The 23,812-nt window shown below is 72.4% G+C and carries 18 protein-coding genes; 8 read left to right on the forward strand and 10 right to left on the reverse strand.

Going from position 1 to position 23,812, the window contains the following annotated elements:
- Positions 1 to 67 precede the first annotated feature (67 nt).
- A complete protein-coding gene (locus tag DMB38_RS17470) occupies positions 68 to 850 on the forward strand; it encodes a nitrilase-related carbon-nitrogen hydrolase (RefSeq protein ID WP_164716032.1) in 783 nt (260 codons plus the stop codon).
- A 69-nt stretch (positions 851 to 919) separates the two neighbouring features.
- Positions 920 to 2,767: an NHL domain-containing thioredoxin family protein gene (locus DMB38_RS17475; protein WP_125935966.1), complete on the forward strand. Its 1,848-nt coding sequence runs from the start codon at positions 920 to 922 to the stop codon at positions 2,765 to 2,767.
- Here DMB38_RS17475 and DMB38_RS17480 read toward each other — a convergent pair.
- The gene (locus tag DMB38_RS17480) at positions 2,764 to 3,330 is read right to left on the reverse strand and encodes a helix-turn-helix domain-containing protein (protein WP_125935967.1); all 567 of its coding nucleotides are present in this window, start codon (positions 3,328 to 3,330) and stop codon (positions 2,764 to 2,766) included. The two genes, DMB38_RS17475 and DMB38_RS17480, sit on opposite strands and share 4 nt — an antisense overlap.
- A 70-nt stretch (positions 3,331 to 3,400) precedes the next feature.
- On the opposite strand from DMB38_RS17480, the gene DMB38_RS17485 reads away from it, so the two are divergent.
- Positions 3,401 to 4,156, forward strand: a complete 756-nt coding sequence (locus DMB38_RS17485) for a hypothetical protein (protein ID WP_125935968.1) — start codon at positions 3,401 to 3,403, stop codon at positions 4,154 to 4,156.
- A 139-nt stretch (positions 4,157 to 4,295) separates the two neighbouring features.
- Here DMB38_RS17485 and DMB38_RS17490 read toward each other — a convergent pair whose 3' ends face one another.
- The gene (locus DMB38_RS17490) at positions 4,296 to 5,651 is read right to left on the reverse strand and encodes a M18 family aminopeptidase (RefSeq protein WP_125935969.1); all 1,356 of its coding nucleotides are present in this window, start codon (positions 5,649 to 5,651) and stop codon (positions 4,296 to 4,298) included.
- A 168-nt stretch (positions 5,652 to 5,819) separates the two neighbouring features.
- On the opposite strand from DMB38_RS17490, the gene DMB38_RS17495 reads away from it, so the two are divergent.
- Entirely contained in the window at positions 5,820 to 6,767 is a 948-nt protein-coding gene (locus DMB38_RS17495; protein ID WP_125935970.1) for a sulfotransferase, read from the forward strand.
- A gap of 88 nt (positions 6,768 to 6,855) precedes the next feature.
- Here the strand turns inward: DMB38_RS17495 and DMB38_RS17500 are convergent, their stop codons facing one another.
- Positions 6,856 to 8,682 carry an acyl-CoA dehydrogenase gene (locus DMB38_RS17500; protein ID WP_125935971.1) on the reverse strand — a complete coding sequence of 609 codons (1,827 nt, stop codon included), beginning with the start codon at positions 8,680 to 8,682 and terminating at the stop codon, positions 6,856 to 6,858.
- A gap of 145 nt (positions 8,683 to 8,827) precedes the next feature.
- On the opposite strand from DMB38_RS17500, the gene DMB38_RS17505 reads away from it, so the two are divergent.
- Both DMB38_RS17505 and DMB38_RS17510 read left to right on the forward strand, forming a co-directional pair.
- Entirely contained in the window at positions 8,828 to 9,343 is a 516-nt protein-coding gene (locus tag DMB38_RS17505; protein ID WP_047016866.1) for an SseB family protein, read from the forward strand.
- Positions 9,344 to 9,416: 73 nt separating this feature from the next.
- The gene (locus DMB38_RS17510; RefSeq protein ID WP_125935972.1) at positions 9,417 to 10,376 is read left to right on the forward strand and encodes a pirin family protein; all 960 of its coding nucleotides are present in this window, start codon (positions 9,417 to 9,419) and stop codon (positions 10,374 to 10,376) included.
- Between the two features lie 2 nt (positions 10,377 to 10,378).
- On the opposite strand, the gene DMB38_RS17515 is transcribed toward DMB38_RS17510, so the two are convergent.
- Positions 10,379 to 12,643 (reverse strand): SpoIIE family protein phosphatase, encoded by a 2,265-nt coding sequence (locus tag DMB38_RS17515; RefSeq protein ID WP_125935973.1) that lies wholly within the window; start codon positions 12,641 to 12,643, stop codon positions 10,379 to 10,381.
- Between the two features lie 163 nt (positions 12,644 to 12,806).
- Between DMB38_RS17515 and aspS the strand changes: the two genes are divergently transcribed.
- Positions 12,807 to 14,570: an aspartate--tRNA ligase gene (gene aspS / locus DMB38_RS17520; RefSeq protein ID WP_125935974.1), complete on the forward strand. Its 1,764-nt coding sequence runs from the start codon at positions 12,807 to 12,809 to the stop codon at positions 14,568 to 14,570.
- A 177-nt stretch (positions 14,571 to 14,747) separates the two neighbouring features.
- A complete protein-coding gene (locus tag DMB38_RS17525; protein ID WP_240662328.1) occupies positions 14,748 to 17,261 on the forward strand; it encodes an FtsX-like permease family protein in 2,514 nt (837 codons plus the stop codon).
- Positions 17,262 to 17,384: 123 nt separating this feature from the next.
- Here DMB38_RS17525 and pstB read toward each other — a convergent pair whose 3' ends face one another.
- The 6 genes from pstB to DMB38_RS17555 all read right to left on the reverse strand — a co-directional run bounded on the left by pstB (position 17,385) and on the right by DMB38_RS17555 (position 23,682).
- Positions 17,385 to 18,161: a phosphate ABC transporter ATP-binding protein PstB gene (gene pstB / locus DMB38_RS17530; RefSeq protein ID WP_125935976.1), complete on the reverse strand. Its 777-nt coding sequence runs from the start codon at positions 18,159 to 18,161 to the stop codon at positions 17,385 to 17,387.
- 24 nt (positions 18,162 to 18,185) lie between these two features.
- Positions 18,186 to 19,253, reverse strand: coding sequence for a phosphate ABC transporter permease PstA (gene pstA, locus DMB38_RS17535; protein WP_125935977.1), 1,068 nt, complete (start codon positions 19,251 to 19,253; stop codon positions 18,186 to 18,188).
- Positions 19,254 to 19,344: 91 nt separating this feature from the next.
- Entirely contained in the window at positions 19,345 to 20,343 is a 999-nt protein-coding gene (pstC, locus tag DMB38_RS17540) for a phosphate ABC transporter permease subunit PstC (protein ID WP_206337705.1), read from the reverse strand.
- A gap of 119 nt (positions 20,344 to 20,462) precedes the next feature.
- Positions 20,463 to 21,602 carry a phosphate ABC transporter substrate-binding protein PstS gene (gene pstS, locus DMB38_RS17545; protein WP_125935978.1) on the reverse strand — a complete coding sequence of 380 codons (1,140 nt, stop codon included), beginning with the start codon at positions 21,600 to 21,602 and terminating at the stop codon, positions 20,463 to 20,465.
- Between the two features lie 74 nt (positions 21,603 to 21,676).
- Positions 21,677 to 22,393, reverse strand: a complete 717-nt coding sequence (locus tag DMB38_RS17550; protein ID WP_240662329.1) for a response regulator transcription factor — start codon at positions 22,391 to 22,393, stop codon at positions 21,677 to 21,679.
- A gap of 251 nt (positions 22,394 to 22,644) precedes the next feature.
- On the reverse strand, positions 22,645 to 23,682 hold the full coding sequence (locus DMB38_RS17555) for a PstS family phosphate ABC transporter substrate-binding protein (protein WP_240662331.1): 1,038 nt from the start codon (positions 23,680 to 23,682) through the stop codon (positions 22,645 to 22,647).
- Between the last annotated feature and the right edge of the window lie 130 nt (positions 23,683 to 23,812).

Raw genomic sequence — 23,812 nt, forward strand, 5'->3', positions numbered from 1 at the left:
CCGGCAGTGCTTTCGGGTGACGATTATGCGGTGACGCACACGACTTGGGCTTCGAGGTGGTGGTAAGGTGCGCGCTTCTCTGATCCAGTTCCGGGTGGATCCGGATGAAACCGTGGAAAGCCGGCGGGCCCGTGCGGCGGCGCTCGTCCGTGCCGAAGAGGGCTCCGGGCTCGTGGTGCTGCCGGAGCTGTGGCACGTGGGCGCGTTCGCTTTCGACGACTTCGATGCCGCGGCGGAGACCCTCGACGGGCCCACGGCGGCGGCGATGGCGGCGGCGGCCAGGGACGCGGGCGTGTGGCTGCACGCGGGCTCGATCGTGGAGCGGGACGCGGCGGGCACGCTCTTCAACACGAGCCTCCTCTACGCTCCCGACGGCGCGCCGGCGCGCACGTACCGCAAGATCCACCGCTTCGGCTTCGACCGCGGCGAGGCCGTCCTCATGGGCGCGGGCGGCGAGGTCGTCACCGCGGACCTCCCCGGCACCGTCGTGGGCCTCGCCACCTGCTACGACCTGCGCTTCCCCGAGCTGTTCCGGGCCCTGACCGACAAGGGCGCGCAGACCTTCGTCGTCCCGGCGGGCTGGCCGGCGCGGCGCCGCGCGCACTGGCGGCTGCTGGCGCAGGCGCGGGCGGTGGAGAACCAGGCGTTCGTCCTGGCCTGCGGCACGGCGGGGACGACGGGCGGGGTGGCGCAGGCGGGGCACAGCATGATCGTGGACCCGTGGGGCGAGATCCTGGCCGAGGCGGGCGAGGGGGAGGAAGTCCTGCGGGCGGAGCTGGATCCGGCGCGGGTGGCGCGGACGCGGGAGGAGTTCCCCGCGCTGCGGGACCGGGTGCTGGGACGGCCGTAGCGCCGGGGCCGGCGGGGCTGGCGTGGCCGGTGGGGAATGGGCGCGTCAGCGGTGTGGTTGGCTCTGCTCATGGCGAAACGTGCCCGGGTGCGGGCTCCCGAGCTTGCCGGCAGCGGCGGCTGGCTGAACACCGGCGGGGTGGAGCTGAGCCTCGCCGCGCTGCGCGGCCGCGTCGTGATCCTGGACTTCTGGACGTTCTGCTGCATCAACTGCCTGCACGTCCTGGACGAGCTGCGCGAGCTGGAGGAGAAGCACCGGGACACGGTGGTCGTCGTCGGCGTGCACTCGCCGAAGTTCGTGCACGAGGCGGAGCACGCGGCGGTCGTGGACGCGGTCGAGCGCTACGGGGTGCACCACCCGGTGCTGGACGACCCGGAGCTGGCGACGTGGAAGCAGTACGCGGTGCGGGCGTGGCCGACGCTGGTGGTGATCGACCCGGAGGGGTACGTCGTCGCGCAGCACGCCGGTGAGGGGCACGTGCACGCCATCGAGCGGATGGTCGCGGAGCTGGAGGCGGAGCACGCGGCGAAGGGCACGCTGCGGCGCGGCGACGGTCCGTACCGGGCGCCGGAGCCGGTGGCGACGCATCTGCGCTTCCCCGGGAAGGCGCTGCGGCTGCCGTCGGGCAACCTGCTCGTCTCGGACACGACGCGGCACCGGCTGGTGGAGCTGGAGCCGGACGGCGAGACGGTGGTGCGGTCGATCGGCAGCGGGGAGCGGGGGTACGCGGACGGAGCCGCGCCGCGCTTCAACGAGCCGCAGGGGCTGGCGCTGCTGCCGTCCGGCGCGGTGGCGGTGGCGGACACCGTGAACCACGCGATCAGGGCCCTCGACCTCGGCACCGGCTCTGTGACGACGCTGGCGGGGACCGGGCGGCAGTGGTGGCAGGGCTCGCCCGCGTCGGGGCCGGGGCGCGAGGTCGACCTGTCGTCGCCGTGGGACGTGGCGTGGTTCGACGGCCGGCTGTGGATCGCGATGGCGGGGGTCCACCAACTGTGGACGTACGACCCGGAGACGGACACGGTGCGGGCGGCGGCCGGCACGACGAACGAGGGACTGCTCGACGGGCCTGCCGAGGAGGCGTGGTTCGCGCAGCCTTCGGGGCTGGCGGCGACGGACGGCCGGCTGTGGATCGCGGACTCGGAGACGTCGGCGCTGCGCTGGCTGGAGCCGGGCGGGGAGCCCGGGCAGCGGGCCCGGGTGCACACCGCGGTCGGCACCGGGCTCTTCGACTTCGGCCACCGCGACGGCCCGGCCGGCGAGGCGCTGCTCCAGCACCCGCTGGGCGTCACGGCGCTGCCGGACGGCTCGGTGGCGGTCTCGGACACGTACAACCACGCCCTGCGCCGCTACGACCCGGCCACCGGCACCGTGACCACGCTGGCGACGGACCTGCGGGAGCCGTCGGACGCGGTGGTGGACGGCGACGAGATCGTGGTCGTCGAGTCCGCGCGCCACCGCCTGACCCGCCTCCGGCTCCCGGACGAGGCGGTCCGCGTGACCCCGGTCGCCCACCGCACGCGGCGCGCGGCGACGGACGTGGCCCCGGGTGCGCTGTCGCTGGAGGTCGTCTTCCGCCCCCCGCCGGGCCAGAAACTCGACACCCGCTACGGCCCGGCCACGCGCCTGCTGGTGAGCGCCACGCCGCCGTCGCTGCTGGCGGCCGGCGAGGGCGCGGGCACGGACCTGACCCGCGAGGTGACCCTGTCGGCGGACGGCCCGGGGGAGGGCGTGCTGCACGTCTCGGCGATGGCGGCGAGCTGCGACGACGACCCGTCGGTGGAGTACCCGGCGTGCCACGTCCACCAGCAGGACTGGGGGGTGCCGATCCGCCTCACGGAGTCGGGCGCGCGGCGGCTGCCGCTGATCCTGGCGGGGCTGGACGAGGGGGAGGAAAAGGAGGAGCCCGCCGCCTAGTCCGCCGGGATGCCGAACCAGCGGAGGTGGACCGGGCGCGCGCCCGGGGCCGCGTCTTCCGGGGTGTGGCGGTACTTGGCCAGGAGCTTCAGGTAGTCGTCGTGGAAGGCGTCCAACTGCTCCTTCGTCAGGTGGCTCAGCCCGCGTGACCCCCGCAGCCACCCCTCTTCCGACTCCCCGCCCTCCTCCCCCTGCCCCGCCGCGAAGCGCCGGGCCAGCTCCAGGTCCTCCGCGCCGCGGAGCCGGTCCAGTTCCGCGATGACCGCCCGCTCCCCCGCCGTCACGTCGTCCATCGGCGGGCGCCGGATGTCCAGCCCCGGCACGCCGCGCCACCAGCGCTCGCGGCCCGCCGACCGTTCCGGGATGTCCTCGATGAGGCCGCCGCGCTCCAGCATGCGCAGGTGGTAGCTGAGCGTTCCGGTGTTCTCGTTCAGCGCCGCCGCCAGCGTCGTCGACGTCGCCGGACCGTGCACCGAGAGGTGGCGCAGGATGCGCAGCCGCAGCGGGTGCGCGAGCGCCTTGAGCGCTTCCGGGCTGCTGACCTTGCGCCGCTCGTCCGTCATGGGCCGCAGTTTATCCACAGGTTCCTCTGCAGAGCTTTCTTTGCAGAGAATTCTCTGTAATGCTGCGGGCATGAAGAAGAACTGGAACCGCGGGTCGTACGGAACGGGCGCCGCCCGCCTCGCGGCCACCGCGCTCACCGCCCTGCTCGCCGCCCTCACCACCGGCGCCGTCCCCGCCGCCGCGGAGTCCACCGCGGAAGCCACCGCTGCGGAAGCCGGCCCGCCCGGGGCCGCGTTCGACTTCGGCGCCTGCCCGGCGGCGGGCGAGCTGCCCGCCGGCGCCGATCCCGGGACCTGGCGCTGCGAGGTGATGCACGCGACGGGACGGCTGCGCGTCGGCGGCGTGGACGAGCCCGTCGAGCGGCCGATGACGCTGACCTTCGCGGAGGGCCGGGTCGACGGAGCGTATGCGCAGGTGTTCGGCGAGATGACCGCCGAGCCGATCCGGGTCGGGGGGACGCCGCTGACGCTCACGCCGCGGTACGGGGGCTACAGCGACTTCGAAGCCGACGACGTGCGCCGCGGCGAGCTGGACCTGACCCTCGCGGTCGGCGGCCCGCTGCTCCCGAAGGGCTGTTCCATCGGCCCGGCGGCCTCGGAGCCGATCCACCTCGTGCTGAAGGACACCCGGCCCACGGAGGTGATATCCGAAGACCCGCTGGTGGTCTCCTTCGCCGCCGCGGACAGGGAGTTCACCGCTCCGCGCACGGAGGGGTGCGGCCGCCCGGGCGGCCGGATCCTGGACCGGGTGCTGGGCCTGCCGGCCCCGGCGGGGGAGAACGCGCTGGAACTCGACGCGACGGTGGCCATCAAGCCGTACGGCTGACGCCCTACGGGCGGCACCGCGGACCCGCACCCGCCCACGCCCCGCACCCGCGCCCCCACACCGAGCCCACGACTACTACGACTACGACGACGACCCGACTGCGAGAGGAGGCCCGCCTGCGAAAGGAGGCCCGCCGGGGTCACTCCGTCAGGAACGCCGCCAGCGCGCCCGCCAGCAGGTGCGGGTCCTCCGCGCCGCACAGCTCCCGCGCCGAGTGCATCGAGAGGATGGCCACCCCGATGTCCACGGTCGTGATCCCGTGGCGCGCCGCGGTGATGGGGCCGATGGTCGTGCCGCAGGGCATCGCGTTGTTGGAGACGAACGTCTGCCACGGCACCCCGGCCCGTTCGCAGGCGGTGGCGAGGATCCCGCGGCCGGCGCCGTCCGTGGCGTAGCGCTGGTTGACGTTGACCTTGAGGATCGGCCCCCCGTTTGGCATCGGGTGGTGGCCCGGCTCGTGGCGCTCGGGGTAGTTGGGGTGCACGGCGTGGCCGGTGTCGGAGGAGAGGCAGACGGAGCCGGCCAGGGCGCGGGCGGTGTCGTCGTACGTGCCGCCGCGGGCGGCGACGGTGCGGCGCAGGACGGTGCCGAGGAGGGGGCCCTCCGCGCCGGTGTCGGACTGGCTGCCGGTCTCCTCGTGGTCGAAGGCGGCCAGCACCGGGATCGTCGTCGGCGGGGTGCCGGCGGTTGCCGCGGCGGCGAGGGCGGCGACGCCGGCGTGCACGGAGAGGAGGTTGTCCATGCGCGGGCCCGCGAGCAGTTCGCGGTCGCGGCCGAGGTAGGCCGGCGGCTCGACGCTGTGGACCATCAGGTCCCAGCCGATGACGTCGCCCGCCGCGACCCCTGCCTCCGCGGCCAGGAACTCGACGAGGTCGCCCTCGTGCACGGGGCCCAGGCCCCAGATCGGCGTCGAGTGGCGCTGCTTGTCGAGCTTGAGGCCCTCGGTGACCACGCCCCGGTCGAGATGGATGGCGAGCTGCGGTACGCGCAGGAGCGGCCGGTCGACGTTGACCAGCAGCACCTCGGCGCCGCCCGGCCCGCGGCCACCGCCGCTCGCCCCCGCGTCCGCGTGCGTCGCGCCCGGGCGCAGCGTCAGCCGGCCCGCGAGGCCCAGGTCCCGGTCCAGCCAACTGTTGAGCAGCGGCCCGCCGTAGACCTCCACGGCGATCTGCCGCCAGCCGTGCCCGCCGGTGTCCGGCACCGGCTTGACCCGCAGGTTGGGCGAGTCGGTGTGGGCGCCGACGATGCGGAACGGCGTCTCGGGGGCGCTGCCTTCCGGCACGTACCAGGCGATGAGCGCGCCGCCGCGCAGCACGTAGCGGCCGCCGGCCGACGCGTCCCAGGCGTCGGTCTCCCGGAGCTGGGTGAACCCGGCCTTCTCCAGCCGCCGGGCGGCCTCCGCCACGGCGTGGTACGGCGTGGGGGAGGCGGTGAGGTACCCGGCGAGGTCATCGGTGTGGCTGCGGTCGAACCGGGGCGGAGGAGCAGACGTCATGGGCAAAGCCTAAGACGTGGGTGAGAAGCGGAATCGAGCCATTGCCTTTGCCGAATCGTTGTCCTACGTTCGTCCGGGTGCGCGTCGCCTGTTGCCAATGAGGCATCGGCCGTCCGCGCGGGGGGAGTGACGGGCAGGCACGGTGCGAGGAAGGGTGGCAGAGGCGCCATGGGAGTCGTGAACACGGGCATCAAGCGCAGAGCCAGGCTGCTGGGCGAGGCGCTCCGGCCGCCGCGGCAGTTGACCGGCCCGGGCACGGAGGCGGTCCCGGCGGCGCAGGTGTCGCCCGAGGCCGCGACGCCGCAGAAGACGCCGGAGACGGCCAAGCCGAAGGGCCCGCGCCCGCCCAAGAAGACGGTCGCGATGGACTACGGGGTGGAGGCCATGCCCCGGCAGGTCGAGGCGCCGGTCTTCGTCCTCGCCCCGGTGCGCTCCGGCTCCACCCTGCTGCGCATGCTGCTCAACAGCCACTCCCGCATACGCGCCCCGCACGAGCTGCACCTGCGCACCCTCGGCGTGGAGCTGACCCCCGGCTTCTCCGACCAGTCGATGCTCGAACTGGGCCTGGACAAGGTGGAGCTGGAGCACGTGCTCTGGGACCGGGTGCTCCATCTGGAGCTGGAGCGCAGCGGCAAGGACATCGTCGTCGACAAGACCCCGGGCAACGTGTGGGCCTGGGAGCGGCTGACGTACGCCTGGCCGAAGGCGAAGTTCCTCTTCCTGCTCCGCCACCCCGAGGGCGTCGTCAGCTCGCTGGACAACCGCAAGTCCAACACCTCCACCCGCGCCCAGAACGAGGCGAACGCGCTGAAGTACTTCGAGCCGCTGGAGCGGGCCCGCACCGCGCTCGACGGCCACACCCTCACGTACGAGGACCTGACCTCCGACCCCGAGCGGGTCATGCGCGGCGTGTGCGCGTACCTGGAGGTGGAGTTCGAGGAGTCGATGCTGGCGTACGGCGAGCAGGACCACGGCCGGCTCCGCCCCAACCTCGGCGACCGCAGCGACAACATCAAGTCCGGCCGGATCCAGGCGGCCCGCACCTTCGAGGAGCGCACCGCCGAGCTGTCGCCGCAGCTCGCGGAGTACGCCGCCGCCTGGGGCTACCGGGACTGACCCGCCCCCTGAGCCCTCCGGGGGGTCCGGATCCGGCGCCTTCGTCGTCGTCAAAAGGCGCCGGACCCGGGCCCGGCGGTCCCGTGCCTCAGAATGCGGCCTCGTCCAGCTCCATCAGCGACTGGTCCGTGCTCTCCGCCAGCGACCGCTGCACGCCGACGCCCGGCAGCACGTTCCGCGCGAAGAACGTCGCCGCCGCGATCTTGCCCTGGTAGAACGGCACGTCCTTCGCCGCCGCGCCCGGCAGCTTCTCCGCGGCCACCGCGGCGCCCTTGAGCAGCAGGTAGCCGATGACGACGTCGCCGGAGGCCATCAGCAGGCGGGTGGTGTTGAGCCCCACCTTGTAGATGGACTTCACGTCCTTCTCGGTGGCCGCGAGGTCGGTCAGCATCACCCCGACGATGGCCTCAAGGTCCACCGCAGCCCTGGCCAGCTCGTCCCGCGCGGCGGCCAGTTGCTCCCCGCCGACCGCCTCGGCCAGGAACTTCTTGATCTCCTCGGCGAGCGAGGTGAGCGCCTGCCCCTGGTTGCGGACGATCTTCCGGAAGAAGTAGTCCTGCCCCTGGATGGCGGTGGTGCCCTCGTAGAGGGTGTCGATCTTCGCGTCCCGGATGTACTGCTCGATCGGGTACTCCTGCAGATAGCCGGAGCCGCCGAAGGTCTGCAGCGACTGGGCGAGCTGCTCGTACGACTTCTCCGACCCGTACCCCTTGACGATGGGCAGCAGCAGGTCGTTCAGCTCGTGCTGCGCCGAGGCGTCCTCGCCCGCGGCCTCGCGGACCTGGATGGTGTCCTGCACGGAGGCGGTGTAGAGGACGAGGGCGCGCATGCCCTCGGCGTACGCCTTCTGCGTCATCAGTGAGCGGCGCACGTCCGGGTGGTGCGTGATGGTCACGCGCGGCGCGGTCTTGTCGGTGAACTGCGCCAGGTCCGGGCCCTGGACGCGCTCCTTCGCGTACTCCAGCGCGTTGAGGTAGCCGGTCGAGAGGGTGGCGATGGCCTTCGTGCCGACCATCATCCGGGCGAACTCGATGATCTTGAACATCTGGCGGATGCCGTCGTGCTTGCCGCCGAGCAGCCAGCCCTTCGCCGGGTGCCGGTCGCCGAAGGTCAGCTCGCAGGTGTTGGAGACCTTCAGGCCCATCTTGTGCTCGACGTTGGTGGCGTACACGCCGTTGCGCTCGCCCAGCTCGCCGGTCTCCCAGTCGAAGTCGTACTTGGGCACGACGAAGAGGCTCAGCCCCTTCGTGCCGGGCCCCGCGCCCTCCGGGCGGGCCAGCACGAAGTGCACGATGTTCTCCGACATGTCGTGCTCGCCGGAGGTGATGAAGCGCTTCACGCCCTCGATGTGCCACGTGCCGTCCGGCTGCTCCAGCGCCTTCGCGCGCCCGGCGCCCACGTCGGAGCCGGCGTCCGGCTCGGTGAGCACCATCGTCGAGCCCCAGCGCCGCTCGACCATCAGCCGCGCGGCCTTGCGCTGCTCCTCGGTGCCCTCGTCGTAGAGCACGCCCGCGAAGGCGGGACCCGAGGCGTACATCCACACGGCGGGGTTCGCGCCGAGCACCATCTCGGCGTACGCCCAGATCAGCGACGAGGGCGTCGCCGTGCCGCCGATCTCCTCGGGCAGGCCGAGGCGCCACCACTCGGCGTCCATGTAGGTCTCGTACGACTTCCTGAAGGCCGCCGGGACGGGGGCGGTGCCGGTCTCCGGGTCGAAGACCGGCGGGTTGCGGTCGCCGTCGGCGAAGGACTCGGCCAGGTCGTTCTCGGCCAGCCGGGCGATCTCCGTGAGCACGCTCCGCGCGGTCTCGGTGTCCATGTCCTCGAAGGGGCCCGTGCCGTAGACGTCGCCGCGGCCCAGCACCTCGAAGAGGTTGAACTCGATGTCCCGGAGGTTCGACTTGTAGTGGCCCATGCGCAGGCTCCGTATCAGGCATAAGGGATCAGCGACCTCCCATGATGCTACCCGTCAGTAATAAAACGCAACCCTCGTCTTGTCACATCCCTCCGGCCGGCGGAGTCCCCACCCGTACGCCCCCGGCGCGGCTAGGCTTGAATGCATGTACGGCTACGACCAGTCCGCCGGTTACGGCGCCCCGCCGGGCCACCCCCAGGCGCCCCCGCAGGGGCACCAGTACGCCGCGCCGCCCGGGCCGTACGACCAGCCCGCCCCCGGCTACGCCGAGCAGCCCCTCTACCCCGAGCCCTCCCAGCCCGCCCCGCCGTCGCTCGCCGACGCGGTGAAGGCGTTCACCGGCGGGGCCATCGGCTCCGAGGACTTCCAGCAGATCTTCGCCACCTCCAAGATCTACTGCCCCCGCGGCGACAACCCCGGCTTCCTCGCCCTGCACAACACCCAGCAGCCGGTGATCCCGCTCTTCAGCTCGCTGAAGGAGCTGCGGCGCTATGCCGGCCGGGAGTCGAAGTACTTCACGGTCACCGGCGCGGAGGTCATCGACCTGCTGCCCACGGGGTACGGCTTCGTGCTCGACATCGAGGGCGACCACCGGATGGTCGTGGACGCGAAGGCGGTCGAGGAGATGGTCGACTTCGCGATGCGCCGCATGTACGGCTGAGCGGGGAATGAGAAGGCTCCCGGAGGTCGTTTAACCCTCAACCACCTGAGGGCGGACCAACCGAGGAGACCCCATGCCTGCCGTCACCGCCGACAATCCCCTGCTTCTCCCCCGGATCTCCCCGCCCCCGGCCACGGCCGAGGCCCGCGCGGTGCGCACCGTCAGCACCGCGCCGCAGGGCTACGAGGGCGAGGGCTTCCCGGTCCGCCGCGCGTTCGCCGGCATCGGCTACACCCATCTCGATCCGTTCATCATGCTGGATCACATGGGTGAGGTCGACTACGGCGCCGGCGAGCCGAAGGGGACCCCCTGGCACCCGCACCGCGGCTTCGAGACCGTGACGTACATCATCGACGGCACGCTCGTGCACCGCGACTCCCACGGCGGCGGCGGAGTCATCACGGACGGCGACACCCAGTGGATGACCGCCGGCAGCGGGCTCCTGCACATCGAGACCCCGCCGGAGGAACTGGTCGTCAGCGGCGGCCTCTTCCACGGGCTGCAACTCTGGGTGAACCTGCCGCGCGAGGACAAGATGATCCCGCCGAAGTACCAGGACCTCCGCGGCCGGGACGTCAAGCTCCTCGCCTCCGCCGACGGCGGCGCGCTGCTCCGCCTCATCGCCGGCGACCTCGCGGGCCACGCCGGCCCGGGATCGACGCACACCCCCATCACCCTCATCCACGCCACCGTCAGCCCCGGCGCGGCGGTGACCCTCCCCTGGCGCGCGGACTTCAACGCCCTCGCGTACGCCCTCGCCGGCAGCGGCACCGCGGGCCCCGGGTCCCGTCCCTTCGCCATGGGCCAGGCGGTGCTCTTCGGCCCCGGCGAGACGCTGACGGTCCGGGCGGACGCCGCGCAGGACTCCCGGAGCGAGACATTCGAGGTCGTCCTCCTGGGCGGCCTGCCGATCCGGGAGCCGATGAGGCAGTACGGCCCGTTCGTGATGAACACCCACGCCGAACTGGCCCGGGCCTTCGACGACTTCAAGTCCGGCCGCCTCGGCACCATCCCCGCCGCGGACGGCGCCTGACCTCAGAGGTTCGGCCAGTCCTCCTCGTGGAACTCGCACCAGATCTCCTTGCCGTCGCCCCGGGGTTCCGTGCCCCACTCGCCCGACAGCTCCTGGAGGAGGAACAGCCCGCGGCCCGAGGAGGACATCTCGCCCGGGTGGCGCAGGTGGGGGAGGCCGGTGTCGGCGTCGGAGACGGTGACGCGGAGGGTGCGGTTGCCGCGGGGGCCCTCGACGTCGGCGCTGATGTCGGCGTCGCTGTCGGTGTGCAGCAGTACGTTGGCGATGAGTTCGGAGAGGACCAGTTCCGCGGAGTCGACCTGCGCGGGGGTGGCCCAGTCGTAGAGCATCGCGCGCAGTTCGTGGCGGGCGTCCGCGGTGCGCTGCTGCTCCGCCTGGGGGACGGTGAGGTGCATGTGGCGGCCGGTGGCGGGGGGCGCGCTCGGCTCGCCCTCGACCGGCGGCAGGTCGCGGCGGAGGAGGACGAGCGCGATGTCGTCCTCCCGGCGCTCCGCGTGCGGCCCGGGGGCGGCGTGGGAGCCGGGGCCGCTGACGGCGTCGATGAGCGCGTCCGCCAGCGTCTCCAGGTCGTCGCCGACGTGCTCGGCGTAGGCCCGCCGCAGCCGGTCGCGGCCGGTCTCCAGGTCGTGGCCGCCGGTCTCGATGAGCCCGTCGCTGCAGAGCAGCATCAGCTCGCCCGGCTCCATGGCCAGCCGGGTGACGGGGTAGTCCGGGTCCTCGACGACGCCCAGGGGCAGGCCGCCCTCGGTGGGGCGGACGAGGAGGGTGCCGTCGCCGATGCCCATGGCCGGGTCGAGGTGGCCGGCGCGGGCGATGGAGAGGGTGCCGGCGGCCGGGTCGGCCTTGATGTAGAGGCAGGTGGCGAAGCGGGGGTCGGCGTCGTCGGGCGGGGAGTCGCCTTCGAGGCCCTCGCGCTGGTTGAGCTGGGTGAGGAAGTGCGAGGCGCGGGTGAGGACGGCGTCGGGGTGGTGGCCCTCCGAGGCGTACGCGCGGATGGCGATGCGCAACTGGCTCATCAGCCCGGCCGCGCGCACGTCGTGGCCCTGCACGTCGCCGATGACCACGGCCGTCTTGCCGGACGGCAGCGTGATCACGTCGTACCAGTCGCCGCCGATCTCCAGACCGCCGCCGGTCGGCACGTAGCGCGCCGCGACGGTCATGCCCGGCGTCGGCGGCACCTCCTCCGGCATCAGGCTCCGCTGCAGCCCGGCGGAGAGCTCGCGCTCGGATTCGTGCACGTGCGCCCGGGAGAGCGCCTGCGCCAGCATGCGGGCGACCGTGGTGAGCACGGAGCGCTCGTCGGGGGTGAAGGGCGCGGGGTGGGAGAAGGCCGCCAGCCAGACGCCGATGACCCGGCCGGCCACGATCAGCGGTACGTACGCCCATGAGCGCCGGCCCAGCCGGCCGGCGAGCCGCCACGCCTCGGGGAAGCGGCGGCGGTACTCCTCGCGGCCGGCGATGTAGAGGGCGCGGCCGGTGCGGACGGCGACGGAGCCGGGGTAGTCGGAGTCGAGGGGGATGTCGTGGAAGGGCTCCTCGTCCTCGGGGCGGTAGCCGTGCTGGCCGATGACCTTGAGGTGGTTGCCCTCGACACCGAAGACGGCCATGCCGTCGGGGGAGAAGCCGGGCATCGACAGGGACGCGGCGACGCGCAGCACCTGGTCGGTGCCGCGGGACTCGGCCAGGGCACGCCCCGCGTCGAGCAGGAACGCCTCGCGGGACAGCCGCCAGTCGCTGGTCAGCGGGGACGGCGGGGAGGTGCCGGCGCTGGCGCCGGGCAGCGGCTCCACGACCTCCTGCACGATGCCGGACATGACCACGTCACCGGAGTCGGCGGCCGCGGCGGGTCCGGTGGCGGCGGGCCCGGTGCCGGTGCCGGGGCCCGCGGCCGGGCCGCCGCCCGTGCCCGCGTCGGGACCGGCGCCCGGCGCCCGGTCCGTACCGTGTCCCCCCGCCGCCGGCTCACCGTCGCGGAACGGCCGCATCCTGGTCCGTACGACCCGCAGCACCGTCCCCCGCTCGTCCACGATCCGCAGCCGCGCCTCCGCCACGGTCCCCTCCGTGCGGGCCAGGTCCATCGCCCCGGCCAGCTCGACGTAGTCCACCCCGTGGCAGCGGCCCCGGACGTCGGCCGCCGTCGTCTCCGCCGGCCGCTCGGGCAGCCCGACGAGCCGGGCGGCCTCGGCGTCCATGGTCACGGTGCCGGAGGCGGTGTCCCAGCTCCACACCCCGGTGCCGACGGCAGCCAGGACCTCCTCGGTGCGCATTGCCCTATTTTAAGGTGATTGCCCGCGTGCGGCCGGGGAAGACGGGGGCGGTAGTCTTGGCGGGCTGGACACTCCCCTGGCCGAACGGCGCCCTCCCGGCCCGGCCCCCCCGGCCGCGAGCGAACCAAGCCGAAGACGACGAGTCCGACGAACTGGATGGATGATGCACCGGTACCGGTCCCACACCTGTGGTGAGCTGCGCGCGAGCGACGTCGGCAGCGACGTCCGCCTCTCCGGCTGGCTGCACAATAGGCGCGACCTGGGCGGCATCCTCTTCATCGATCTGCGCGACCACTACGGCATCGTCCAGCTCGTCGCCCGCCCCGGCACCCCCGGGAACGAGGCGCTGGCGCACCTCAGCAAGGAGACCGTCGTACGGATCGACGGCAAGGTCGTCTCCCGCGGCGCCGACAACGTCAACCCCGAGCTGCCCACCGGCGAGATCGAGATCGAGGTCGGCGACGTGGAGGTGCTCGGCGGCGCCGAGCAGATCCCGTTCACGATCAACGCCGAGGACGGCGTCGGCGAGGAGCGCCGGCTCGAGTACCGCTTCCTCGACCTGCGCCGCGAGCGCATGCACCGCAACATCATGCTGCGCACCGCCGTCGTCACGGCCATCCGGCAGAAGATGACGGCCCTCGGCTTCAACGAGCTGACGACCCCGATCCTCTCGGCCACCTCCCCCGAGGGCGCCCGCGACTTCCTGGTCCCCTCCCGGCTCCACCCCGGCACGTTCTACGCGCTGCCGCAGGCCCCGCAGCAGTTCAAGCAACTGCTGATGATGGCCGGGTTCGACCGCTACTTCCAGATCGCGCCCTGCTTCCGCGACGAGGACGCCCGCGCCGACCGCTCCCCCGGCGAGTTCTACCAGCTCGACATGGAGATGAGCTTCGTCGAGCAGGAGGACGTCTTCGCCGTCATCGAGAAGGTGATGACGGAGCTGTTCGAGGAGTTCGGCGACGGGCGGCACGTCACGTCGCCGTTCCCCCGGGTCCCGTACCGCGAGGCGATGGTCAAGTACGGCTCGGACAAGCCGGATCTGCGGGCGGAGCTGGAGCTGTCGGACGTCACGGACGTCTTCGCGGAGAGCGAGTTCCAGGCGTTCGCGGGCAAGCACGTCCGGGCCCTGCCGGTGCCGGCCGTGCAGGACCAGCCGCGCAAGTTCTTCGACGCGCTCGGCGACTTCGCCGTCGAGCAGGGCGCGAAGGGCCTGGCCTGGGTGCGGGTCGGTGAGGGCGGCGCGCTCTCCGGGCCGATCGCGAAGTTCCTCACCGAGGAGAACGTGCGGGTGCTCACCGAGCGCCTCGGCCTGGAAGCCGGGCACGCCGTGTTCTTCGGCGCGGGCGAGACCGGCGAGGTCTCCAAGATCATGGGCGCGGTGCGGGTGGAGGCCGCGAAGCGTGCCGGGCGGTTCGCCGAGGGCGTCTTCCGGTTCTGCTGGATCGTCGACTTCCCGATGTTCGAGAAGGACGAGGACACGGGCGCCATCGAGTTCTCGCACAACCCGTTCTCGATGCCCCAGGGCGGCATCGAGGCGCTGGAGACCAAGGACCCGCTGGACATCCTCGCGTACCAGTACGACATCGTCTGCAACGGCGTCGAGCTGTCCTCCGGTGCGATCCGGAACCACGAGCCGGAGGTCATGTTCAAGGCCTTCGGCATCGCGGGGTACAGCAAGGACGAGGTGGAGCGCGAGTTCGGCGGCATGCTCCGCGCGTTCCGCTTCGGCGCCCCGCCGCACGGCGGGATCGCGCCCGGCATCGACCGCATCGTGATGCTGCTGGCCGACGAGCCGAACATCCGCGAGACGATCGCCTTCCCCCTCAACGGCAACGCCCAGGACCTGCTCATGGGCGCGCCCAGCGAGGTCGACGAGGCCCGGCTGCGCGAGCTGCACATCGAGCTGCGCAGGCCTCAGGCCAAGTAGGGCACGTAGCGGAGAGGCTTTCCCACCGGCGTACGGGCCGGGGCGCCCGGCGGGCCCCCGGCCCGTGGTGGTGCCAGGTACACCCCGGAGCCGGGTGGGCATCCCATGGGACGCGGGGACGCGAATTCCTAGGTTGATGTCATCGACATCGCAGAGGGGAACCGTCCCATGTGGGCCATGGCCATCCGTACGCTCCGCCACAGAACCGCCGCGCTCTCGGCGACCTTCCTGGCGCTCTTCCTGGGCTCCGTCATCGTGATGACGTGCGGCGGTCTGCTGGAGACCGGCATACGCAACAACGCGCCGGCGCAGCGCCTGGCGGGCGCCGACCTCGTGGTCACCGGCGACCGCGACCTCCCCCGCGGCGACGAGACCGCCGTCCTCCCCGAGCGCCCCGCCCTCGACGACTCCCTCACCGCGGCCGTACGGAACGTCCCCGGCGTCGCACGCGCCGTCCCCGAGCGCGTCTTCGAGGCCGCCGTGCTCGGGGCCGGCGACGCCCCCGACGCGCAGGCCCACGGCTGGTCCTCCGCCGCCGTCACCCCGTACGAGCTGACCGGAGGCCGGGCGCCCGAGGGCGCCCGCGACGTGGTGCTGGACGAGGCGACGGCCCGCGCGTACGGCGTGCGCCCCGGCGACAAGGTGCGCGTCGCGGCGCAGGGGAGCGCCGAGGCGTACCGCCTGACCGGCGTGGTCCGCACCGCGCACGCCGTCGACCGCGGCGCCGTGTTCTTCACCGACGACCGCGCCCGCGCGCTCTCCCCCGCCGTCGCCGACATCGCCGTCACGGCCGCGCCCGGCACCGACCACGGCGAGCTGAAGGACCGCCTCGGCGAGGTCGTCGCGGACCGCACCGCGAAGGCGCAGACCCCGGCGAAGGTCGTCTCCGGCGACGACCGCGGCGCCGTCGAGTACCCCGAGGTGCTGACCCGCAAGGAGGACCTGATCGCGCTGGCCGGCGCCTTCGGCGGGATGGCCACCCTCGTCGCGGTCTTCGTCGTCTCCGGCACGGTCGCGCTCTCCGTCGAGCGGCGCCGCCGGGAGTTCGCGTTGCTCCGCACCATCGGCGGCACCCCGCGCCAGTTGCGCCGGCTGCTGCTCGCCGAGACGCTGATGGTCGCGCTGGTCGCCGGCGCGGCGGGCTGGTTCGCCGGGCCGCCCGCGGGGGAGCGGCTCTTCGAGGAGTTCACCGGCAGCGGCATGGTGTCGGAGGCCGTCGCGTACGAGCAGGGCTGGATACCCGCCGTCGCCGCGGCCGGCGCGCTGCTGCTGACCTCGCTGCTCGGCGGCTTCCTCGGCGGCCGGCGCGGGGTGAAGGTCACGGCCGTCGAGGCGATGGCGGAGTCAGCGGTACGGACCCGCTGGGCGACCCCGGCGCGGATCGTGGCGGCGCTGCTCTTCCTCGCCGGCGCGGTCGCGCTGGCCATCCTCACCTGGGTGCTCTTCGACGGCCCGATCGCCGCCAGCACCGCGGGACCCACCGTGCTCTGCGCGGCCATCGCCCTCGCGCTCCTCGGCCCGGGGCTGACGAAGCTGTGCACCGTGCTGATCTCGGGCCCGGTGAAGGCCGTCACCGGCGCCGGCGGCGAACTCGCCGTCCTCACCGCCCGGGCCCGCGCCGTCCGGATGGCGGGCGTCGTCACCCCGGTGATGCTGGCGGTCGCCATGGCCACCGCGAACCTGTACCTGCAGACCACCCAGACCGACGCCTCCCGCGAGGCGTACGCCGTGAACCTGCGCGCCGACGCCGTCGTCGACTCCGCCTCCGGCACCCTCGACCCGGCGCTCACCGCCGACGTCCGCGCCACCGAGGGCGTCGCCGCGGCCGGCGCGTACGTCACCAGCACCGGCTGGATCGACGGCATGGGCGACGAGGACGGCGTACCGCTCCAGGGGATCGACGCGCGCGGGGCCGCCCGCACCACCGCCCTGGACCCGGTCGAGGGCGACGTCGCCGGCCTCACCGGGCGGACCGTCGCCCTGCCCGCGGGAGCCGCGGACGGCCGGGGCGTCGGCGACACCGTCGAGGTGCGCTTCGGCGACGGCGCCGTCGCCGAGCTGCGGATCGCGGTGCTCTTCGAGGGCCGCGCCGGCTACGACACCGTGTTCCTGCCCGCGGACCTCCTCGCCGCGCACACCGACGGCGCACTGCCGCAGCAGATCCTCGTACGCGCCGCGGACGGGACGAGCGCCGCGGCGCTGACGGCGAACCTGGAGAAGACCCTCGCGGACCACCCCGGCACCACCGTCGTCGACCGCGACGAGCTGATCGAGGCCAATATCAAGGACACCGAGACCCAGGCGTGGGTGAACTACCTGATGGTCGGCATGATCGTCGCGTACACGGCGATCTCCGTGGTCAACAACCTGGTGCTCTCCGTCTCCGGCCGCCGCCGCGAGTTCGGGCTGCAGCGGCTGGCCGGCGCCACCCGGCGGCAGGTGCTGCGGATGCTGACGATCGAGGCGCTGATCGTCGCCGGGATCGGCGTGGCCCTCGGCACGGCGGCCGCGGCCACCGCGCTGGTGCCGTTCAGCCACGCGGCGGCGGACAGCCTGCTCCCCTCGGGACCGCTCTCCATCTACGCCGCGATCGTCTCCGCTGCCGTGGCCCTCGCGCTGACCGCCACCCTGGTGCCGGGCTGGGCGGCCCTCCGGGCGCGGCCCGCGGAGGCGGCGCTGGCGGAGGAGTGAGCGGAAGGGCCCGCCCCGGGTGTGCGGGGCGGGCCCCGGTGTCTTGCGGCGGCACCGCCAGGCAGCACCGCAAGACGGCTCGGCCGGCCGGGGTCCCCCGGGACTCCGGCCGGAGTCGTCGGCTCAGCCGAAGCGGCCCGACACGTAGTCCTCGGTCGCCTGCACCGACGGGTTGGAGAAGATCTTGTCGGTGTCGTTGATCTCGATGAGCCGGCCCGGCTCGCCGACGGCGGCCAGGTTGAAGAACGCGGTGCGGTCCGAGACGCGCGCCGCCTGCTGCATGTTGTGCGTGACGATGACGATCGTGAACCGCGTCTTCAGCTCCCCGATGAGGTCCTCGATGGCGAGGGTGGAGATCGGGTCGAGCGCGGAGCAGGGCTCGTCCATGAGGAGCACCTGGGGTTCGACGGCGATGGCGCGGGCGATGCACAGACGCTGCTGCTGGCCGCCGGAGAGGCCGGAGCCGGGGCGGCTCAGGCGGTCCTTGACCTCGTTCCACAGGTTCGCGCCGCGCAGGGACTTCTCCACCACGTCGTCCAGTTCGGACTTCTTGTAGCGGGCGTTGAGCTTCAGGCCCGCGGCCACGTTCTCGTACACGCTCATCGTCGGGAACGGGTTGGGCCGCTGGAAGACCATGCCCACCACGCGCCGTACGGAGACGGGGTCGACGCCGGAGCCGTAGAGGTTCTCGTCGTCCAGCATCACCTTCCCCTCCACCCGCGCGCCCGGGATGACCTCGTGCATGCGGTTGATGGTGCGCAGGAAGGTGGACTTGCCGCAGCCGGACGGGCCGATGAAGGCCGTCACGGACTTCGGCTCGACGGCCATCGAGATGTCCTCGATCGCCTTGAAGTCGCCGTAGTAGGCGGTGAGGCCGCTGATGTCGATGCGCTTGGCCATGTCAGATCACTTCTCCTCTGGCCGTCAGCGGCCGGTTTTCGGGGCCTTCCAGCGGGCTATGCCGCGGGCCAGCAGGTTGAGGATCATCACGAAGACGATGAGGACGAGGGCGGCGGCCCAGGCGCGGTCGAACGACGCCGACGTACCCGCCCCCCACTGCTGGTAGATGTAGAGCGGCAGGGACGCCTGGCCGCCGTCGAAGGGGTTGTTGTTGATCGCGGGGCTGCCGAAGACGAGCAGCAGCACGGGGGCGGTCTCGCCGGTGATGCGGGCGACGGCCAGCATGACGCCGGTGGTGATGCCGCCGATGGAGGTGGGGAGGACGACCTTGAGGATCGTCTTCCACTTCGGTACGCCCAGGGCGTACGACGCCTCGCGCAGCTCGTTCGGGACGAGCTTCAGCATCTCCTCGGTGGAGCGGACCACCACGGGCATCATCAGGATCGCCAGGGCCAGCGCACCGGCGAAGCCGGAGTAGCCGAAGTCCAGGATCATGATCCACAGGCTGAGGACGAAGAGGCCGGCGACGATCGACGGGATGCCCGTCATGACGTCGACGAAGAACGTCACCGCCCTCGCCAGCGCCCCGCGGCCGTACTCCACCAGGTAGACGGCGGTCAGCAGGCCGATCGGGGTGGCGATCAGCGTGGCGATCAGCACCTGCTCGATGGTGCCCAGCAGCGCGTGGTAGACGCCGCCGCCGGGCGCGACGTTGACCACGCCGCTCATCGAGTGGGTGAGGAAGTAGCCGTCGGTGACCTTGATGCCCTTGCTGACGGTCTCCCAGATCAGCGACGCCAGCGGGACGACGGCCAGCAGGAACGCCACCCACACCAGGGAGGTCGCCAGCCGGTCCTTCGCCTGCCGGCCGCCCTCGACCGCGGTCGAGATGACGAACTGGCCGACGACGAAGAGGATCGCCGCGATGAGGCCCCACTGGATGCGGTTGCCGAGGCCGGCGAGCACGCCGATGGCCACGGCCACGGCGGCGGCGCCGCCGGCGATGCCCAGGGGCGCGAAGCGGGGCAGCCGCGGGTGCTGGATGCCGAGCCGGTCGACCGGCCGCTTGTCGGCGATGGTCTGCGCGCTCATGCTTCCTCCCCGATCATTCGCTTCTCCGCCCACGCGGCGGGAGGTGCGGTCAGCGTCGTCGGGTGCGGCTGGGCAGCCGCGTGTGCGTCGCTCATGCGTTGGCCCCCGAGTACTCCTTGCGGCGCGCGATGATCAGCCGGGCGGCGCCGTTGACCAGCAGCGTGATGACGAACAGCACCAGGCCGGAGGCGATCAGCGCGTCCCGCCCGAACTGCCCGGACTCGCCGAACGACGCGGCGATGTTCTGCGCGAACGTACCGCCGCCCGCCTGGAGGATCTCCGCCGACAGCAGCGCCGACGGCGACAGCACGGTGGCCACCGCCATCGTCTCGCCGAGCGCCCGGCCGAGGCCCAGCATCGAGGCGGAGATGACGCCGGAGCGGCCGAAGGGCAGCACCGTCATGCGGATGACCTCCCAGCGCGTGGCGCCCAGCGCCAGCGCGGCCTCCTCCTGGAGGCGGGGGGTCTGGGCGAAGACCTCGCGGCTGACGTTGGTGATGATCGGCAGGATCATCACGGCCAGCAGGATGCCCGCGGTCATCAGCGACCGCGGCGCGGTGCCGTCGAAGGAGAGCACGACGGTCCAGCCGAAGTAGCGGTCCAGCCACTCGTACGTGCCGACCAGGTGCGGCACCAGGAACAGGGCGCCCCACAGGCCGTAGACGATGGACGGGACGGCGGCCAGCAGGTCGATGACGTACGCGATGGGCGCCGCCAGCCTCCGCGGCGCGTAGTGGGTGATGAAGAGTGCGATGCCCACGGCGATCGGCACCGCGATGACCATCGCGACGATCGAGGAGACGACCGTGCCGAAGGCCAGGACGGCGATGCCGAACTTCGGCGGGATGGCGTTCGCGTCCCACTCGAAGGTGGTGAGGAAGTTGCCCTCGTTGTCCGCGAGGGCGAGGGACGCGCGGTACGCGAGGAACGCGGCGATCGCGGCCATGATCAGCAGCAGTACGATCCCGGACCCCTTCGACAGGCCGGAGAAGACCTTGTCGCCGCGGCGGGAGCCGCCCTTGCCGTTCGACAGCAAAACCTGTGACGGCGGTGGGGCGGGGGTTTCTATGTCGGTGGGTGGAGCAGTCATACGTGAATCTCCGGTCTGGTGTGGGGCGACGGCGCGGTCTGCGCCCGCGTCCCGGCGGCGGTGCACCGGATGGCCCCCGCCGGCCGGCGGTGTGGTTCGCCGGCCGGCGGGAGGGGGGATCAGGACAGGCTGTCGACGGTCTTGACGACCTCGGCGGCCATCTCCGCGGGCAGCGGGGCGTAGCCGACGTCGACGATCGACTGCTGGCCGGCCTCGCTGGCGGTGTAGGCGAGGAAGGACTTCACGGCGTCCAGGGACTCCGGCTTGTTGCCCTTGTCGCACGCGATCTCGTACGTCACGAGGGTGATCGGGTACGCGCCCTCCTCCTTCGTGGCGTAGTCCAGCTCGAGCGCCATGTCGGGCGCCTGGCCGACCCGCTTGCCGACGGCGATGGCCTGGGAGGCGTTCTCCACGGTGGCCTCGACGGGCTCGGAGGCACCGGTGTCCAGCTTCACGGTGCTCAGGTCGTTGGACTCGGCGTGCGAGATCTCCATGTACGAGATGGCGCCGTCGGTCTGCTTCACCTGCGAGGACACCCCGGCCGAGCCGGTGGCGGCCTGGCCGCCCTCGATCGGCCACTTCTTGTCGGCCTCGTCCGGCCAGGCGTCCTTCACGACCGTGTTCAGGTACGCGGTGAAGTTCTCGGTGGTGCCCGACTCGTCGGAGCGGTGCACGGGCTGGATCTTGGTGTCCGGCAGCTCGGCGTCGGGGTTCAGCTTGGCGATGGCGTCGTCGTTCCACTGCTTGATCTCGCCGCTGAAGACGTTCGCCAGGGTCTCGGCGTCGAGCACCAGCTCGTCCACGCCCTCCAGGTGGTACGCGATGGCGACCGGGCCGCCGACCATCGGCAGGTTGATGCCCTGACCGCCGGAGCAGACCTCCTTGGACTTCTCCACCTCCTCCGGCTCCAGCGCGGAGTCGGAGCCGGCGAAGGCGGTCTGGCCGTTGAGGAACTCCTCGATGCCCGCGCCCGAGCCGACCGGCTTGTAGTTGACCGTCACGTCGGGGCAGGCGGCCTGGTAGTCCGCGACCCACTGCTGTACGGCGTTGTCCTGGGAGCTGGCGCCCGAGGCGAGCAGCTCGCCGCTGCCGCCGCACTTGATCTCGCCGCCGGCGGCGGCGCTCTTGTCGCCGCCCTTGGCGTTGTCGTCGCCGGAGTCCGAATTGTCGTCCGAGCCGCACGCCGAGAGGACGAGGGCGCTGGAGAGGGCGAGTATGCCTGCCGCGGTGCGGTACCGGATCTTGCTCTGAGACTTCACTGGGGACTTTCCTTCCTGAGGCCGCACTTCCAGGAGCGGCTGATAACAAATCGAGACGAACGGAGTCGTGGGGTCTAGGGGAGGTCCGGGGCCGGCGGCACGAAGCGGTAGCCGACGTTGCGGACGGTGAGGATGATCCGTGGATCGTGAGGGTTGTCCCCGATGCGGTCGCGCAGCCGACGGATGTGCACGGCGATCGTGTTGGACTTCGGTGCGCTGCCACCCCACAGCTCGGCGCTGATCTGGTCTCGGGTGACGACCTTCTCGGCGTTGGCCACCAGCAGGTGCAGCAGCTTGAACTCGCGCAGCGGAAGCTGCACCAGCCGGCCGTCGACGCGGGCCTCGAAGGTGGCGGGGTTGACGCTGTACGGACCTGAGGCCACCGTCTGGTCCACGTCGTACGTCGCCGGACTGGCGACGCCGAGCATCTTCAGGACCTCGTACGGCCGGTAGGGCCGGGCGACACAGGCGCTGGCCCCGGCGGTGAGCGCCTCCACGGCGTCCTCCGCGTCGTCGGGGCCGACGCCGATGATGACCGGCGTGGCACTGCGCCGCCGCAGCACCTCCACCACCCGGGCGCCGGGCACGAGCGGCAGTCTGGCGCTGACGAGCAGGGCGTCGGGGGACTGCAGGCCGACCTGGAGCAGCGCCTCCGCTCCGTCGGAGCAGAAGACGACCTTCACCTGATGGCCCGCCAGGTGCTCCGCGAGATCGTGCGCCACCTGTTCGTCCGGATCGGCGAGCAGCAGGACATGTCCGTGTCGCTGGCCGGGTATCGCCGGTGTGTCCATCGGTCGGTCACCACCCCCTTCGTCGCCTCTCATGGAAATCGGCGTCTGCGGACGCGGCCGGTGGTGGCGGTTAACTGAAGGTGAACATCGGAACAGGAGCGCATGATGCCGTTATCCGCCCGTTATGAACGGCGTGATCCACGGCACCCTGAGCCCCACCGCACGTGTCGCGGCTCACCTTTCCGGCCGCCCGCAGGACCGCCTGCCGGACCGCCCGCCGGACTGCCGTACGGGCACGTGGCCGGGGCACCTCACAGTCCGCCCGAGCCGCCCGAGTCCCCGCCGGTGTCGCCCGCGCCGCCGGGCCGGTCGCTGTGCTCCTTCAGCCGCGCCAGATCGCGCTCCAGCTCCTTCTCCTGCACTTCGCTGAGCGGGATGTAGCCGGCCTCCGAGGCGAAGTCCGTGTGGCTGTCCACGTAGAACTCGACGAACGCCTCCACCTCGGGGCGCTCCAGCGCCTTCGCCGAGGGGTAGAGGAACAGCGGCCGGGCCAGCGGCTTGTACGAGCCGTCCTGGACCGACGCCGTGCTGGGCGCCACGCAGCCGTCACCGGCGTCGATCTCCAGGGCGCGCAGCTTGTCGCGGTTCTCGTCGAAGTAGGTGAAGCCGAAGTAACCGAGCCCGCCGGAGTGCTCCGCGACGCCCTTGACGAGCGTGTTGTCGTCGCTGCTCGGGGTGAAGTCGGCGCGGGACGCCTTCTCCTCCCCGTTGATGGCCTCGGTGAAGTAGTCGAACGTGCCCGAGTCGGTGTCGGGCCCGTAGAGCTGCAGCGGCTCGTCCGGGAACGCGGGGTCGACCTCCTGCCAGCTCGCCAGCGCGGAGCCGGGCTCCCAGATGCGCTTGAGCTGGTCGGTGGTGATGCAGTCGATCCAGTCGTTGGCGCGCGGGACGACGACGGTGAGCGCGTCGTTGGCGATCGTCAGCTCGCGGTACGGCACGTCCCAGTTGGCGCAGGTCTCCTTCTCGAAGTCGTTGATCGGCCGGGATGCGTCGGATATATCCGTTTCGCCCGCGCAGAACTTGTCGAAGCCGCCGCCGGTGCCGGACGCCCCGACCTCGACCCGTACCCCCGGCTCCTGCCCGCCGAAGCGCTCGCCCGCGAGCTTCGTCAGCGGCTCCACCGTGCTGGAGCCGTCGATCGTGACCGTCCCGGCCGGCCGCGCCGTCTCGTCCTCGGCCGGGCCGGCCTCGCTCTCGGCGCCGCAGGACACGAGGGAGGCGACGGCGGCCGGGGCGAGGAGGAGGGCGCCCAGGCGGGCGGCGGTGCGCTTCGTCTTTATCGGGCTCACGGGCCTTCACTGCTCTCCGCTGATCGATTCGGACATACCTCGGGTCCTGTATCGAAGTGGCGGCAGTCGGCCATGCGGGGCGGCTTCGGTGAGCAAGGGGTGAACAGTGGACGACCAGACATGATGCCGT

Origin of the sequence: Streptomyces sp. WAC 06738, from assembly GCF_003945505.1 — a bacterium.
Lineage (GTDB): Bacteria > Actinomycetota > Actinomycetes > Streptomycetales > Streptomycetaceae > Streptomyces.

Bases quoted from the DNA above. Each gene is read 5' to 3' on its own strand.
- DMB38_RS17475 (WP_125935966.1), top strand. From the start codon at position 920: ATGGCGAAACGTGCCCGGGTGCGGGCTCCCGAGCTTGCCGGCAGCGGC.
- DMB38_RS17480 (WP_125935967.1), bottom strand. From the start codon at position 3,330: ATGACGGACGAGCGGCGCAAGGTCAGCAGCCCGGAAGCGCTCAAGGCG.
- DMB38_RS17485 (WP_125935968.1), top strand. From the start codon at position 3,401: ATGAAGAAGAACTGGAACCGCGGGTCGTACGGAACGGGCGCCGCCCGC.
- DMB38_RS17490 (WP_125935969.1), bottom strand. From the start codon at position 5,651: ATGACGTCTGCTCCTCCGCCCCGGTTCGACCGCAGCCACACCGATGAC.
- DMB38_RS17495 (WP_125935970.1), top strand. From the start codon at position 5,820: ATGGGAGTCGTGAACACGGGCATCAAGCGCAGAGCCAGGCTGCTGGGC.
- DMB38_RS17500 (WP_125935971.1), bottom strand. From the start codon at position 8,682: ATGGGCCACTACAAGTCGAACCTCCGGGACATCGAGTTCAACCTCTTC.
- DMB38_RS17505 (WP_047016866.1), top strand. From the start codon at position 8,828: ATGTACGGCTACGACCAGTCCGCCGGTTACGGCGCCCCGCCGGGCCAC.
- DMB38_RS17510 (WP_125935972.1), top strand. From the start codon at position 9,417: ATGCCTGCCGTCACCGCCGACAATCCCCTGCTTCTCCCCCGGATCTCC.
- DMB38_RS17515 (WP_125935973.1), bottom strand. From the start codon at position 12,643: ATGCGCACCGAGGAGGTCCTGGCTGCCGTCGGCACCGGGGTGTGGAGC.
- aspS (WP_125935974.1), top strand. From the start codon at position 12,807: ATGCACCGGTACCGGTCCCACACCTGTGGTGAGCTGCGCGCGAGCGAC.
- DMB38_RS17525 (WP_240662328.1), top strand. From the start codon at position 14,748: ATGGCCATCCGTACGCTCCGCCACAGAACCGCCGCGCTCTCGGCGACC.
- pstB (WP_125935976.1), bottom strand. From the start codon at position 18,161: ATGGCCAAGCGCATCGACATCAGCGGCCTCACCGCCTACTACGGCGAC.
- pstA (WP_125935977.1), bottom strand. From the start codon at position 19,253: ATGAGCGCGCAGACCATCGCCGACAAGCGGCCGGTCGACCGGCTCGGC.
- pstC (WP_206337705.1), bottom strand. From the start codon at position 20,343: ATGACTGCTCCACCCACCGACATAGAAACCCCCGCCCCACCGCCGTCA.
- DMB38_RS17550 (WP_240662329.1), bottom strand. From the start codon at position 22,393: ATGGACACACCGGCGATACCCGGCCAGCGACACGGACATGTCCTGCTG.